Source organism: Seonamhaeicola marinus, assembly GCF_008085455.1.
In genome coordinates this window covers 40,329-55,940 of the sequence record NZ_VSDQ01000163.1, presented here as the reverse complement: position 1 = coordinate 55,940, position 15,612 = coordinate 40,329, and the positions used below count along the sequence as shown (strand labels likewise).

Genomic DNA, 15,612 nt, shown 5'->3' with positions numbered 1-15,612 from the left:
GTAGATTTTTACTTGCGTTTAATTACTAAAAGTGTGAATAGTTAAGTAAATTGCATTCTAAACTAAATTTTAGAATGAACAAGCATTTTTTTACCACCCTCTTACTTGTTATTTGTTTGTTTTCTTGCGGAGAAAAAACAACTACAAGTAAAACAAAATCGGCAGTTAACCGAGAGACAGACTTTAATTTCGACTGGAAATTTAAACTGCAGAAAGATACAATTCTGCCAACTAATTTACCTTTAGCAGATTCCGATTGGAGAGACATTAGATTACCTCATGACTGGAGTGTAGAGCAATCTTTCAGTGAAGATTTAGAAGGATGTACAGGATATCTACCAGGAGGTGTTGGTGTCTACCAAAAGCACTTTGATTCCCCAGAGGATTTTGAAAACAAAAGTGTATTTGTACTTTTTGATGGTGTTTACAACAATGCTACCTTTTGGTTAAATGGTAAAAAGCTAGGAGAAAACCCATACGGATATTCGCCAACCTATTTTGATTTAGGACCATTTTTAAATAAAGATAAAGAGAATGTGCTAACGGTGCATGTAGACCATTCCAGATATGCAGACGGACGTTGGTATACTGGAAGTGGAATTTATAGAAATGTCACATTAGTAACTTTAAATAAACTACATATTCCTATCTGGGGAACCTTTATTAATACTCCTGTGGCAACCAAGGAGAAAGCAGATATTCAATTAGAAACTACAGTTAATAATACGGTTGATGCAACCAGTGAATTCACCTTAACCACAAAAATTATAGATAATGAAGGTAAAGAAGTAGCTTCTAAAGAAGATAAGTTAAGTTTAATAGCACACGATAAAGATGTTTTTAAACAGAACTTTTCGGTTGCAAATCCTAAACTATGGGATTTAGATGCGCCTAATATGTACAAGGCAATTACAACCATTGTTAAAAATGGAAAAGTGGTAGATGAATACACAACACCATTTGGAATTAGAAGTCTTCGTTTTGATAACAAATCTGGATTTTATTTAAATGAAAAGAAAACCGATATCAAAGGTGTGTGTATACACCATGCTGCTGGTTTAGTTGGAGCTGCCGTTCCAGAAGGCGTTTGGAGAAGACGTTTTGAAAAATTAAAAGCTTGTGGCGTTAACGCTATCAGAACAGCACATAATCCGTATTCCGAAGAATTCATGAACTTATGTGATGAAATGGGAATTTTAGTTCAAGATGAGTTTTTTGATGAGTGGGACTACGCAAAAGATAAAAGAAAGAATTATCATGACAGAAGCTTTGACTATATCACTCAAGGTTATGTAAATCATTTTCAAGAATGGGCGCAAAGTGATTTAACAAGAACCATGCTCCGAGATAGAAATCACCCATCTGTTTTCCAATGGAGTATTGGAAATGAAATTGAATGGACATATCTTCATTATAGATTTGACACAGGATTTTGGAAAGATCCTAAAAAACCTCAGGCTTCGGGTGGTTATTGGGGAAGCGGTCCTATCTTAACTCCAGAGGAGATAAAAGCAAACTACGATGCAGCCGAAAAGGGAGAGCATATACTAGCAGAAACAGCACATAAATTAGCAAAATGGACCAGAGAGCTAGATCCAACTAGAGTTATTACAACTAATATGGTTGTACCTCAGACCAGTATGGTTAGTGGTTATGCAGATGCAGTAGATATTTCTGGATTTAGTTATAGAAATAAAGATATTGAGTGGGCAAATAAACACTGGCCAGAAAGACATATTACCATAAACGAAAACCCTGGTACTTGGGATGACTGGAAACAAGTTTTAGAAAACCCTGGTGTATTCAGTATTTTCATGTGGACAGGTATTGACTATATGGGTGAGCGTGATGGAGATTGGCCGGAAAAAAGTGGTTGGGGAGATTTACTAGATTTAGCCGGATTTGAATATCAAGGATGGAACTATTTTAAAAGTATTTGGGTAGATGAACCTCATATTTCTATAGGAACGTTACCAATTGCAAAATCAGGCTTTAAGCAAACGAGTATCTCAGGGCAACAATTACCTGAAAACAGTAATGCCTACAAATGGAGAGATTCTAACATGCACTGGAATTATGAAGAAGGAGAACAAGTTGTTGTTGAGGTGTGTTCAAATTATTCAATAGTAGAATTGTTCTTAAATGGTAAATCTTTAGGAAGTAGAAGTATGTCTGAAAGTCCAGATAGGTTATTCCGTTGGACTATCCCTTTTGAAGCTGGTACGCTAACAGCAAAAGCAGGTTTTGGAGATGCTAAGATAACTACAGAGTTAAAAACAACATCAGAACCTGTTGGGTTTACATTAACCGCAGATAAAACTACTTTAAAAGCAGACGGTTATGATGTGTCCCATTTTATTGTACAGTTAGTAGATAAAGACGGGTTACCCGTAAAGACGGAAAATGCAAAATTTGAATTTGAAGTAGAAGGAGATGCTAAAATTCTTGGTGTAGATAACGGCGCAAGAAGTAATATTCAAGATTTTCAATCTAGTAGTTTAACAAGTGCAAAAGGTAGAGCTTTAATGATTTTACAATCTGTTAGAAAAGCAGGAACGGTTAAAGTTAGAGCAAAATCTCAAGGATTTGAAACACAAGAAGTAACACTTCAGATTAAATAAAAAACCATATTTTTTAGAATCCCGCTTTTGGCATAAATTTTATTGATGCCCAAGCGGGATTCTTGTTTTAATAAGGTTAAAATATTATAAGTAATAGATAACTAAAGCACTGTTTTTAGGCTGTAATTTTTCGTAATTTGAAGGATATTTATTTAATAAATTCCAATAGTTATGAGATTCCTGAAAATAGTGCTTTTGATTTCTATTCTTGTAGGTTGTAAGACCAAGGAAGAGTCAAAAGAGGAGCAACCAACAAAACAACCGAACATCTTATTTTTAGCTGTCGATGATTTAAGACCAGAAATTGGTGCTTATGGTTCGGAAATAGCAGTTACCCCAAATCTAGATAAGTTTGCTGCAGATGGTTTGTTGTTTAATAATGCCTACTGTCAGGAACCTATTTGCAGTCCTTCAAGAGCAAGTTTAATGACTGGAGCCAGACCCGAAACTATCAATGTCATTGAAAACTTCACATATTTTAGAGAGGCAAATCCAGATATAATAACCCTAGCACAACACTTCAAAAATAACGGTTATGAAACCGTTCATACAGGTAAAATCTATCACAAGCAAGCATGGTCAGATAAAGGTAAATCATGGAGTAGAGAACCGGCTTATGATAAAATGACTATTAAGAAAAGTAAGGTTCCGGGAGGCTATGCGTTAAAAGAAAATCAAGAATTTTCAAAAAAAGCAACAGCAGAGGTCATTGCTAAATACGGCAAAAATGCGCCTAGAAATGGCTTAGGAAAAGGTCCAGCTTATGAAAAGGCAGATGTAGAGGATACCTTTTACGAAGACGGATACAACGCAGAGTTGGCAATTGCTACCATGAAAGATATGTTAGAGAAAAGCCCTAACAAACCTTTCTTTTTGGGAATGGGAATGAAAAAACCCCATTTAAATTGGATGGCGCCAGCAAAGTATTGGGATTTATACAACCCAGATGATATAAAACTTGCCACATTAACCGAAGCACCTGAAAATGGAGCAACAATGGGATTACACCCTTCCTTTGAATTAAGAGCTAGGTACGGTATCCCTAAAAAAGGACCTATTAATGATGATATGGCCAGAACACTTAAACATGCATATTTAGCATGTGTGAGTTACATAGACGCCCAAATAGGTAAAATGATTAATGCTTTAGACGAAGCAGGTTTAAGAGATAATACCATCATAATTATTTGGAGCGATCACGGTTTTCATTTGGGAGATATGGGTATTTGGTGTAAAGCAACCAACTACGAAATTGCAACCAGAGTTCCTTTAATGATTTGGACACCAGATATGTTAAAAGAAACTCGAGGTACAAAATCTAATGCTTTGGTGGAGTTAGTAGATATGTATCCTACATTATGTGAATTGGCAGGTATCGAGAAACCTGCACACCTTGAAGGGTATAGTTTTGCACCATTGTTAGAAGACCCTAACCAAGCGTGGAAAAAAGCCGCGTTTAGTCAATTTCCAACACCAGCCTTACGCGAATGGGCGGCAAATCCCCTGTCCCAAGGTATGAGGGAGACCTATTTTGGACCTTTAATTGAAGAAGTTGAAGGTAAAATACAAAAACAAATGGGTGATAAATGGGATAGAGATTTATTTGAAAATAATCTTATGGGTTACGCAATGCGTACAGAAAATTACAGATTTATTGTGTGGAAAGATTATACAAAAAAAGACAGTGAGCCATTATTTTATGAGTTGTATGACCACCAAACAGATCCTGGAGAAACTAAAAATATAGCCGATGATAATCCGGAATTAGTAAACCAATTGTTAGAACAATTTAATAAGGGATGGAAGGGCAATCTTCCGCAGTAAAAAAAGAAAATGAAAACCAACAAACTACAAATACTTCTCCTAACCATATTTTTAACCAACGCAACAATTGGCCAGAATCCAATGTCCGACCCAACTAATGCGGATGGGTGGACATTAAATACTACTATTAGCGACGAGTTTAACGGCTCTGAACTAGATAAAACTAAATGGTGGATTTTAGGTGAAAATGGTGACTATAGAAATAAATGGAAAGGAAGAGCTCCAGGACAATATGCACCTCATAATGTGAAAGTTGAAGGAGGAGAATTAGTTTTAACTAGCCAGTGGGAGCCCACATTCAATTTTGCTAATGAAATTCATCAAGGTACCTATTATGGAGGCAGTGCTAGTGATGATAATAGCAAACCAATAACACATGCCTGTGTGATGAGTGAGACGTTTTTTAAGTACGGTTATATGGAGATTAGAGCAAAACTTGCAGATGCCCCAGTAATGTCTGCGTTTTGGACTACGGGTTATCATTCTGAAATAGACATGATTGAAATAATGGGCAAATTGCCAATTGGTAACCCTACAAATAGACCTGCGGATTTAAGGAGAAGGTATAGAACAAATATGATAAATTGGGATCCAGATATTCCTTCTAATCATCAGAATTGGAAAGTTGAAGATGATATGAATGTAAATCTTGCCGAAGCTTATCATGTTTATGGATTTGAGTGGGACGAAGATTATATTAAAACTTATTTAGATGGTGTTTTAGTTAGACATGCTACTAGAGCAGAATTAGAAGCAAATGACCAATGGAGACATGATACCCCACAAGAATTGTGGTTTGATAATGAGGTGTTTTCTTGGTATGGACTACCTTCTCAAGCAGATTTGGCAACGCCAGCCGAATTTAAAATAGATTATGTTAGAATTTGGCAAAAGAACATTACCGCTCCAGATTTTGATTATTTAGGTTTTGAAGGACCAGCATATTTTCAAGGTAGAAGTCAGCCATGGTGGAACGGACCAGCAGCGCAATGGCGCATAAAAAATGAAAAACCTGCTTCAGGTGATTTTAGTATAAGATTTCAGCATTCAGGAACCTTTTCAGGAAATTACACCACATTTTCGCCCTACGGTTCTTTAAGTTTACCTGCAGGAAGTAATCAGGTTAATTTTAAAATCTGGATAGACCCTAGCACAAGTATTAGTGAACTCAGAATGATTTTAGAAAATCCTTGGACGGTTTTGGATATTGACGTCTCTGGAGTTCAAAAAGGGCAATGGGTAGAAGTTTCAAAAACATTTAGTAGAAGTGCTGCGTCCAACACAAGCCTTACAAATGGCGATAGAATTAGATTAATGCTACAGTCGGCAGATGTGTCTGGAGCGCAAGCTTTATTTTATGTAGATGACATCAACTTTGCTAACACATTAAGCACCTCTAAGGCAAATACCATAGATTTTTCCATTTATCCTAATCCAACGCATGATGCTTTGCACATTAATTCACCTTTAAATGGAATAGTAAAAGTCTTTGATATAACTGGTGTTTTGGTTAAAACATTTAAAAAAGAAAGTAGAATCACTAAAGTAGATAGTCTGAATTTAGTTTCGGGTGTTTACGTGTTTGAGATTCAATCCGATAATGCTTCAGCTTCGGCCAAAGTTGTAATTAATTAGAAAATGAAAAAAAACTGTTTTTATAAAATTTCATTTTTAGGTTTTGCATTGATATGTTTATCAAGCAAAGCTCAGGATACTAAAGCCTTATTTTTTTCGGAGAATCCCGAAGTTGTTCAGTTCGAAGAGCGTTCTAGAAGAAAATTTGATAATGCTGTTATTGCGGATTTAGATCAGGACGGGTGGTTAGATTTACTTTTAATAGAGCACTCTCGCAGAGTAGAATTATACTGGAATAATAAGGGGAAGTTTGAATTAGGGAAACCATTCGTTTTCGGAGATACGCATGGTATGACAGTTGGAGACTATAATAACGATGGCCTACTAGAAGTACTAGTACAACCAGGAGGAGGAGATGGTAAAAACCCAAGAAAGCTAAGAGCATATACCGTAAATCTAGACAGAACCATTACAAAACCTTACGAGTTTAAACATTTTGAGGCAAGTAGAGGGCGTGCAGTTAAGTTTTTTGATGCCAACAATAATAGCAAACTGGATTTAATTTTATCTGCCTTTCCCGCTAAAGGAAAATATGAAAGAGCTCATTTTTTGTATCAAAGAGATAAAAGTAATGAAGCCTTTGTATTTGGTCGTTTTTTACCATATGCAGATAGGTTTAATATGCGAACTACGATTACCGATTTTAATAATGATAACATTAAAGATTTTCTCTTTTACGGAGGAAGTAAGGTTATTGCAGTAAAAGGAAATAAAGATTTTGACTTTACGGATGTAACTAAAGAAGTTTTGGGTAATAGTTCCAAAACAAATTTAGTGAGTAGTATTTCTGAAATTGATTTTGATAATGATGGTGATTTCGATTTGTTTCTAACTAGAGCAAAACACCCATTTGATTCTGAAGCAGACTACAATTCCGAGGATAAAACCTTTTATTTTCTGGCAAGAAGAAAACCATTTCAACATGATAGTATAAAAGTTGAAGGTGATTTAAAAATTGAAAACCTTCAAATGGCTTACCCACACTTTGATGTATGTATTGGTGCTAAAAAGACATTATTTAAACGCACTTTAGATCAGCATGGACATCACGATTTAACACTTACCCAAGAAGAAGCAAAAGGTTGGCCAGAAGATACTTCAAAAAAAGGACTATATATTGGATATCTGGGTAATGGGTATTGGCGTATTGGTGGTTTTACAAATGCCCCAACTACAGCAGTAATTCATAATGTAATAGAAGCGCCTAAAACCATAAAATTAAGAACCCTTCCAGCTAAATTACTGGAAAATAGAAATGGAAAATATGTTGATATAACAGCGCAATCTGGTATCCTAATAAACGAACAAACAACAAGTACAGCGGTTGGTGATTTTAATAATGATGGTTGGTCCGATCTTTTCGTAGTACGTTATGAAAAATCGGCATCAATAATTGAACAACTACTTTATTTAAATAAGCAGGGAAAAGGCTTTGAACTTGTTAAAAACCATGGTGTTATTAGAACGGAACGAGGTAGTACAGGAATGGGAGCAGAGGCTTTCGATTATGATAAAGATGGCGATTTAGATATAATTTATGGCAACGAAAGAGGAAGGTGGCATTTGTTTACAAATAATCTTAAGTCAAAAAACAATTATGTAATTGTTAACGTAGGCCATTCACCTTCCGGAAAGGCGGCAGCAATTGGTGCTGTATTAGAACTTCATGTAAACGAAAAGGTTTATAAGAGGGTGGTAGGAGCAACATCGTCATCGTATTCGCAAGGATTAGACACCTATTTACATGTTGGTTTAGGGGAAGCAACTAAAATTAAAAATGCCAAAATAACATGGACAAATGGTGAGACTTTAAACTTTAAGATTAAAGCCTTGAACAAAACCTATCAAGTAGGTAAAACAAATAAAAAACAATAAACCAAATAAGATAATTCAAACAAAAAACAAATGAAAAACCTAATTGTAAAATGTATACTAAGCTTTACGTTACTTGCAAGTATTGTAAGTTGTAAAGAAGAGAGTCCGGTATCTTCACTAGAGAAAGACGCACTTAGTAAAATTAGTGAGTTAGAAGCTTTAATGGAAGAAGCAAAGGCTAAATCTATTGATGTGGCTAGAGAGGAAACTGTAGTGTGGTTTTCTAAAGAGTTTATAAAATTTGCCAATTGGGATGAAGCTAATAAAGAAGCCATTACTAGATTATTTGGTTACGAGCGTTATTATGAGCCTCACAAGGATTCTTTAGCTGAAATGCTGCCAGATTTTGAACGAAAGAAGGTCATCCAAATTCTAGATAACGGTATTGCAGAATTAAAGAAAGAGTTAAGCGGCGAGATTAAACGTCGTCCAGTAAATAAAGTAGATTGGCAAAACGCCAAGGCAGAAGACAATATGTTCGTTAGCAATGGAAAACCATCTTTTCCTTACGATTATTTTTCAAAAACGGTTGGCCAACCTTTAACAAATACAGCTATCTATAACGATCATTTAGGAGCTCTATATCACGGAGGCGAGAACTTGTATCCTGTGGATCACGATCGTGCCATCAATTCTTTTTTATTGAAGGAAGATGGAACTTTTGATGAAGAATTAATGAAAGAGCTAACAGGAATCCCAGATACGAATATTGGCTTTTTATACTACTGGTCTATGGGAATTCCAGAATGGGTAGAAAAGAAAGAACCAGAAATAAGAAAAGGACGTTCTTTATTTACTGGATTCGATATTGATAATCCATTAGCTAGAGATGTTTGGGGGAAAATCATAAGACATACAGGAAAACTAACCAAAGGAAAAAAAGTTACAGAACTTGGTTATGTCTTTGCTAATGAGCCACACTGGTTTTCTGAAAAAGATCACTGGACCTATAGGTACAAAGAGATGAACGGTATTTCATCGTATACCTTAAATAAGTTTAGAACTTGGTTAAATAATAAATATAATGGTAGTATTGCTAAGCTAAATGCTAATTGGAAAACCTCATTTGCTAGTTTTAATACGGTTGAAATAGAAATTCCGATAGACACGGCTTTAAGAGGTACACCAAAATGGTACGATTGGAATCGATATAACATGCATAGAAGTACAGAATGGTTTACATTTATGCAAGATGAGTTGCATTCCGTAAACCCTGATGCGGATACGCATATAAAACTATTTCCACGTACATTCTATGAAGATTCGCGTTCTCATGGAATGGATTTTGAAGCGCTAACAGAATTAACTACTATGATTGGTCATGATGCCAAAGCTTTGGGAAGCGCTAGTATAAGACCTCATATTAATTCAGATTGGACTGCTCAATATGCATATAAATGGGATGGAATGGCCATATTACATGACTTCTTAGAATCTGTTGCGCCAGATAAAATTAATGTGAATTCAGAATCACATTTTCTATCCTCTGGTATGTGGCGAGACTTAGACTCAAGAACAAGTTATGTTAGAAGTGTATACTGGTTAGCCACCTTAATGGGTATGGATGCCAATACGGGATGGTTCTGGGCTAGAGATCCAGACGGTTCTCCTGAAGACCGTTTAGAGGGTGAGTTAAACTTTTTCGATCCTGGTTTAGGAGGTGCCTATGCCGGATCAAATAATATGCAACCACATATAGCCAATGAGGTTACTCAAGTAATGTATGATTTAAATTCGTTTTCAGAAGAAATCATTGAGTTACGTAAGCAAGAGCGTCCGCTACGTTTGTTTTACTCAGAAACGTCAGCCATTAATACGCCTAAATACATGACACAAACAACTAAATTGTATAAGTCATTATTTTTTGAAGGGCTTTCTTTAGGGTTTGCAACCAAAAACATAATCGATAAACAGGATAATGCTTTATGGAGTACCGTTGTAGTATATAAAACAAACTATGTAACCGATGCTGAGTTTAAGACGCTTCAAAATTATTTAAATAATGGGGGAACTGTTGTTATAGATTCACCTAAGAGCTTATCAATGAATGAATATGGCAAAAGGAGAGCTAAAAAACTACATGCCGGAAAAGGAAAGTTAATTGCTCTAAAAGATGCTGAAATAAACGAAGTTAAAAAGGCCGCATTAGCAGAAGTTGCCAACCAAATGCCAGATGTAATAATAGCATCAAATAACGGTAAAGATTTTAAAACAACAATTTCACGTGTTGTAAAGAAAGACAAAGGTGTATACCTGGTTAATTTGCTCAATGTAGGTAATACAACAGCTGATATCGAACTGACTCTAAAATCTGGATCAGAGGTTACAGTTACTAATTTAATGACAAGTAACCCTATAGAATCGAGTTTTAAGTTAGCTTCAGAAGAGGTCTTATTACTTGAGGTTAAGGAGAAATAAATTAAATAGTGTTCATTAAAAGAAAACGTATTATGTTTAAAAATAAGTTGATATTAAAAGGGCTTGCTAGTATGCTTCTGATGACAAGCATAATAAGTTGTGAACAAACGCTAACATCACCATTAGAAAAGGAGGCTTTAGCTAAAATTGAAATCCTTGAATCATTAATGCAAGACGCAAAATCAAAGTCTATTGATGTTTCAAGAGAGGAAACACTTTTGTGGTTTTCTAAAGAGTTTATAAAGTTTGCGAACTGGGACGAAGCTAATATGGCACAAGTTGAAAAAGCTTTTGGGTACGATGGACACTATAAAAAAGACGCTGCCAAACATGCCGCCGAATTGCCAGATTATGAAAGAACTAAAGTCAACGAAATTCTAGATAACGGAATAAAACAATTGCAAAGCGTTCTTGATGGTTCAATTAAACGCAGACCAGCGCCTAAGATAGATTGGGGAAATATCGAAGTAACAGATAAAGCCTTGTTAAACAACGGCAAACCTATATTTCTACATGACTATTTTTCTAAAACAGTAGGGCAGCCTTTAACAAATTCCGCTGTGTACAACGACTACTTAGGAAACATGTATCACGGAGGCGAAAACCTTTATGAGGAACATCAAGACAGAGCAATTAATCCTTGGTTACTTAATGAAGATGGAACTTTTGATCAAGACAGACTTAAGCTTCTAACAGACATTCCAGATACCAATATTGGATTTTTATATCTGTGGAATTCTGGACTTCCTGAGTGGTTGCATAAAAAAGACTCCACGGTAGCTCAAGGACGATCATTATTTATGGGACTAGATATAGATAATCCTAATGTTCGGGCACACTGGGGAAAAATAGCAAAGAAAGCAGGAGCATTAACCAATGGCAAAAAAGTTACCCAACTTGGGTTTGTTTTAGCAAATGAACCCCACTGGTTTGCAGAGAAAGGATATTGGACCCAGCGTTATGGCGAAATGAATAGTATTTCAGACCATACTAAAAACAAGTTTAGAACATGGTTGTCTAAAAAGTATCATGGTAATATTTCAGCTTTAAACAAAAATTGGGAAAGTGCGTTTAAAGATTTTAACGCTGTTGAAATTACAATTCCGATTGATACGAAATATAGAGGAAAACCTATATGGTATGACTGGTGTAGATTTGCTATGTTTAGAAGTTTAGATTGGTTCACCCACATACAAAATGAGCTAAGAACCAACGCTCCAGAGGCACCTACAAGTATTAAGATGCAACCACGTTACTTTGCCGAAAATTACCGTTCTCATGGGTTAGATTTTGAAACGTTAACGGAATTAACATCTATAATAGGCGATGATGCCAAAGCGCAATCAAGTAGAACTTTCGGAAGGAAAAATCCAGAGCCATGGGAAGAGCATTACGCTTACTCTTGGGAAGAGGTCGCTTTTTCATACGATTTCATGGAGTCTGTAGCACCAAATAAAATTCATTTTAATTCAGAAACGCATTTCTTGTCGCTTTCAAGATGGAAAGATTTAAATACACCAGTAGATTATGTAAGAAGCGTTTTTTGGCTTGCTACACTTCACGGAATGGACGCAAGTACGTCTTGGTTTTGGGCAAGAGATCCTGATGGTTCGCCAGAAGACAGATTAGAAGGCGATTTAGATTTTTGGGACCCAGGATTGGGAGGTGCCTATGCAGGTTCTGCTAACATGCAGCCACAAATGGCAAATGAAATTGCGCAGGTTTTTTTAGATATGAATAGTTTGTCTGAAGCAATAATAGCTTTGAGAGACGAGAGAAAGCCATTACGCATTTTCTATTCTGAAACTAGTGCCATTAATAAGAAAACGCATATGACGGAGTTGTTTGATTTATATGAATCGCTATACTTTGAAGGTATCCCACTAGGCTATGCAACAGAGAAGATTATTACAAAACAAGATAACGCATCTTGGGATGCTATTTTAGTTTACAAAACACCTTATGTTACCGATAAAGAGTTTAGTGCGCTTCAAAACTATTTAATTGAAGGAGGAACCGTGATTACAGATGCCGAAAGCTTATTAAAAAATGAATATGGCGCAAATAGAAAAGCAATATTAACCAAAGGCAAAGGAAACCTAATAACTTTAGAGAAAGGAATAAGTTTAAAAGCTATTGCAACTAAATCTTTAAATGAAGTTAAAGAAAGTCGTTCAGATCTTATTTTAACCGAATCAAATGGTACATCGCAAAAAGGTTGTACATGGCGTGTTACCAAAAATGCCAAAGGAGGCTACATTGTAAATATTTTAAATATTGGTAAAAATGAAGCTAAATTAAACCTTAAACTAAAAAAAGACACTATTCAATCGGTTACCAATATGATGACTGGAGAAGAATTAGGTACAACATTTGTTATTAAGAAAAGTGGCGTGTTAATGTTAGAAATAGAATAATTGAGTTTCACTTATGACAAAAATTAAAGTATACATTTTATTACTGTTTATTGGTTTTCAAGTTAACGGGCAATCGCCCTTAAAAACATCAAAAACAACAGATTCTTGGAAGTTGGTAAAGGCGCTTTCAGATGAGTTTGAGGGCGAATCTGTTAATTGGAAAAAGTGGTTTAAAAAGAGCAACTTACCAAATACCACTGGGTGGCTTTGGAATAATGAGGAGAATGTGAGTCTTGTTGATGGAAAAGCGCAATTAACAATGAAGCATAATACAAACAATAGAAGTGATAAGGCAACGTATTTTAAATCTGGCATTCTTAAGTCAAAAGGTACGTTTACAACAGGGTATATAGAAGCTAGAATAAAAGGAGCTGTAATTGATGTACCTGGGCCTAAAAACGGCTGGGGCGTTTGTCCTTCATTTTGGTTGTATAGTGATTTTGATAGAGAAGCAGAGGATGGTAAAACAGTATATTGCGAGATTGATGTTGTAGAATTGCAGCAGTTCGATTGGTTTAAAGGCCATCAAGATGATATTAGAGATTCGGATCACAACTTGCATTTGGTTAAAAAGGTTGATGGTAAAAGCGTTTGGTTTCGTCCTAAAAAGCATATAGCATCTCAAATGAATAAATACAGGTTAGCTGATGACCCAAGTAGACATTATCATGTTTATGGCTGTGAGGTAAACGAAAAGGAGATTATTTGGTATGTAGATGGCGTTAAAATTGCGAGCAAGCCTAATACAGATTGGTATAGACCAATGAATGTAACAGCCTCTTTAGGTTTAAGGCGACCTTTTGTGCAGTTTTCTAATAATGCAAATAGAGCTGTAAATCCTTTAGAAAATGAGCAAGCCAAAAAACAACTTTCTGGTATGCCCACAACCATGTATGTGGATTATATAAGAGTTTGGACCAAAAAGTAATAGTTTTTAGTAAGCATAAATAAAAAGCTGTATTGTGTCCAGTTTTTAACATCTAATAGCCTGTTTTGAGTAAATTCCATCTATCTTAATCATAATATTATAACAATGAAAAAAAGTATTAGTCTGTTAATAATTCTATTAGTAATTCTGCATATTCAAGGCCAAGAGTTAATCTCTTTACCAAAAAATATAAATCCTGCTGATAGAATTTGTTTTACTATGTATACTGTTCATAAAAATACATTGAAACTTACAGCACAATTTTATCCAATTAAAAACTTTGAACCTTTTGAAGCAGTTTTAGAAATTGAAGAAAATGGACAATGGGTACAAATGGTTAAATCTCCAATTAGATATCCAGGTTATACTGCGTTGTTTAGAGTTGAAGGATGGAATGATTCTGCAAATATTAATTATAGAGTGGTTCATAATAACAAAGCTTTTTACGAAGGAATTATTCGTAAAAACCCGAAAGATAAAGATGAATTTGTTTTAGCAGCACTTACATGTAATTCAATTTATCCTCAACATGGAGGAGATATACCCAAGACTGATTTGGTTAATAATATTAAAAAATTAAACCCAGATTTAATTTTCTTTTCAGGAGATCAAGTTTACGATCATAGTCAGCATTATTTGTATTGGCTTAAGTTTGGTAGAGACTTTGGAGACGTTATGCGTAATATACCGACAATTTGTATAACTGATGATCATGATGTTGGCCAAGGAAACATCTGGGGAGCTAACGGAAAAAAAACTGAAACCAGAAGCGGTATTTCAGGAGGATATTACATGCCTACAGAATATGTAAAAGAAGTTGAAAGAGCTCAAACAAGTCATTTACCCGACCCGTATGATGCTACACCCATAGAACAGGGTATTGGCGTGTATTATACAGATTTAAAATGGGGAGGAATGAGCTTTGCAATTTTAGAAGATAGAAAGTTTAAATCTGGTTTACTTGATTTACCAAAATATGCCCCAGAAATTTTTCCAAACGGAACAAAAGATGCGCTTTTTAATCCAGATATAGATACAAGGAAATTAGATATTCCCAATGCCAAACTGCTAGGAGACCGTCAATTACAATTTTTGGAAGAATGGACAACAGATTGGGACAATGCAGAGATGAAATCTGTACTTTCTCAAACGGTATTTGCTATGGTTAATAACTACACAGGCAAACATGATAAAGAGATAATAGCCGATTTTGATACTAACGGTTGGCCACAATCTGGAAGGAATAAGGCTTTATCAGTTATTAGAAAGAGTTTCTCAACTATGGTTGGTGGAGATCAGCATTTGGGTACAGTAGTTAAACATGGAATTGATGATTGGGGAGATGCAGGATATTCTTTTGTTACACCAGCTATTGCTAATTATTGGATGCGTTGGTGGGATCCTAAAAAGCCTGGTAAAAATAGACAAAAAGGAGCACCATATTATACTGGAGATTTTCATGACGGATTTCAGAATAAAATAACTGTAAAAGCTGTTGCAAATCCTTCAAGTGAAGAGATTAGTGAGGGCGGTAAGTTATCTACTAGGGTAGCTGGTTTTGGTGTTATTAAATACAATAAGCCGCAAAGAACAATAACTTTTGAGTGTTGGCCAAGAAATATCGATATATCAAATCCAAACCACAGGCAGTATAAAGATTGGCCAATAACAATATCACAATTTGATAATTTTAATCCCAAAAAATTCTATCAATTACCTATTCTAGAAATATCTAAAAAAGACCAAGTTGTTACTATTAGAAAAAGTAGTAATAGAGAGGTGGTTTCTTCTTTAAGAATTAAAGGTAAAGTATACCATCCTAAAGTATTAGAATTAGGAGCTTACACCATAGAAATAGGAGAGGGTGATACTCCAATTAGATATTATGATGTAC

The 15,612-nt window shown here is 35.3% G+C and carries 8 protein-coding genes; all 8 read left to right on the top strand.

Annotated features, from left to right (window positions below):
* Positions 1 to 74: 74 nt before the first annotated feature.
* On the top strand, positions 75 to 2,621 hold the full coding sequence (locus FUA24_RS01440; RefSeq protein WP_148539728.1) for a glycoside hydrolase family 2 TIM barrel-domain containing protein: 2,547 nt from the start codon (positions 75 to 77) through the stop codon (positions 2,619 to 2,621).
* Positions 2,622 to 2,792: 171 nt separating this feature from the next.
* Entirely contained in the window at positions 2,793 to 4,445 is a 1,653-nt protein-coding gene (locus tag FUA24_RS01435) for a sulfatase (protein WP_148539727.1), read from the top strand.
* 9 nt (positions 4,446 to 4,454) lie between these two features.
* The gene (locus FUA24_RS01430; protein ID WP_148539726.1) at positions 4,455 to 6,080 is read left to right on the top strand and encodes a T9SS type A sorting domain-containing protein; all 1,626 of its coding nucleotides are present in this window, start codon (positions 4,455 to 4,457) and stop codon (positions 6,078 to 6,080) included.
* Between the two features lie 3 nt (positions 6,081 to 6,083).
* Positions 6,084 to 7,955 carry a CRTAC1 family protein gene (locus tag FUA24_RS01425; RefSeq protein WP_148539725.1) on the top strand — a complete coding sequence of 624 codons (1,872 nt, stop codon included), beginning with the start codon at positions 6,084 to 6,086 and terminating at the stop codon, positions 7,953 to 7,955.
* A gap of 30 nt (positions 7,956 to 7,985) precedes the next feature.
* Positions 7,986 to 10,373 carry an alpha-amylase family protein gene (locus FUA24_RS01420; RefSeq protein ID WP_187388126.1) on the top strand — a complete coding sequence of 796 codons (2,388 nt, stop codon included), beginning with the start codon at positions 7,986 to 7,988 and terminating at the stop codon, positions 10,371 to 10,373.
* An 80-nt stretch (positions 10,374 to 10,453) separates the two neighbouring features.
* The gene (locus FUA24_RS01415) at positions 10,454 to 12,790 is read left to right on the top strand and encodes an alpha-amylase family protein (RefSeq protein WP_222861297.1); all 2,337 of its coding nucleotides are present in this window, start codon (positions 10,454 to 10,456) and stop codon (positions 12,788 to 12,790) included.
* A gap of 13 nt (positions 12,791 to 12,803) precedes the next feature.
* Positions 12,804 to 13,718, top strand: coding sequence for a family 16 glycosylhydrolase (locus FUA24_RS01410; protein ID WP_148539723.1), 915 nt, complete (start codon positions 12,804 to 12,806; stop codon positions 13,716 to 13,718).
* Positions 13,719 to 13,823: 105 nt separating this feature from the next.
* Positions 13,824 to 15,612 (top strand): metallophosphoesterase family protein (locus FUA24_RS01405; RefSeq protein ID WP_148539984.1); only part of this gene is annotated, 1,789 nt, incomplete at its 3' end.

What these genes read in the sequence shown, in the direction of transcription:
- FUA24_RS01440 (WP_148539728.1), top strand. Translation starts at nt 75, where the DNA reads ATGAACAAGCATTTTTTTACCACCCTCTTACTTGTTATTTGTTTGTTT.
- FUA24_RS01425 (WP_148539725.1), top strand. Translation starts at nt 6,084, where the DNA reads ATGAAAAAAAACTGTTTTTATAAAATTTCATTTTTAGGTTTTGCATTG.
- FUA24_RS01420 (WP_187388126.1), top strand. Translation starts at nt 7,986, where the DNA reads ATGAAAAACCTAATTGTAAAATGTATACTAAGCTTTACGTTACTTGCA.
- FUA24_RS01435 (WP_148539727.1), top strand. Translation starts at nt 2,793, where the DNA reads ATGAGATTCCTGAAAATAGTGCTTTTGATTTCTATTCTTGTAGGTTGT.
- FUA24_RS01415 (WP_222861297.1), top strand. Translation starts at nt 10,454, where the DNA reads ATGACAAGCATAATAAGTTGTGAACAAACGCTAACATCACCATTAGAA.
- FUA24_RS01410 (WP_148539723.1), top strand. Translation starts at nt 12,804, where the DNA reads ATGACAAAAATTAAAGTATACATTTTATTACTGTTTATTGGTTTTCAA.
- FUA24_RS01430 (WP_148539726.1), top strand. Translation starts at nt 4,455, where the DNA reads ATGAAAACCAACAAACTACAAATACTTCTCCTAACCATATTTTTAACC.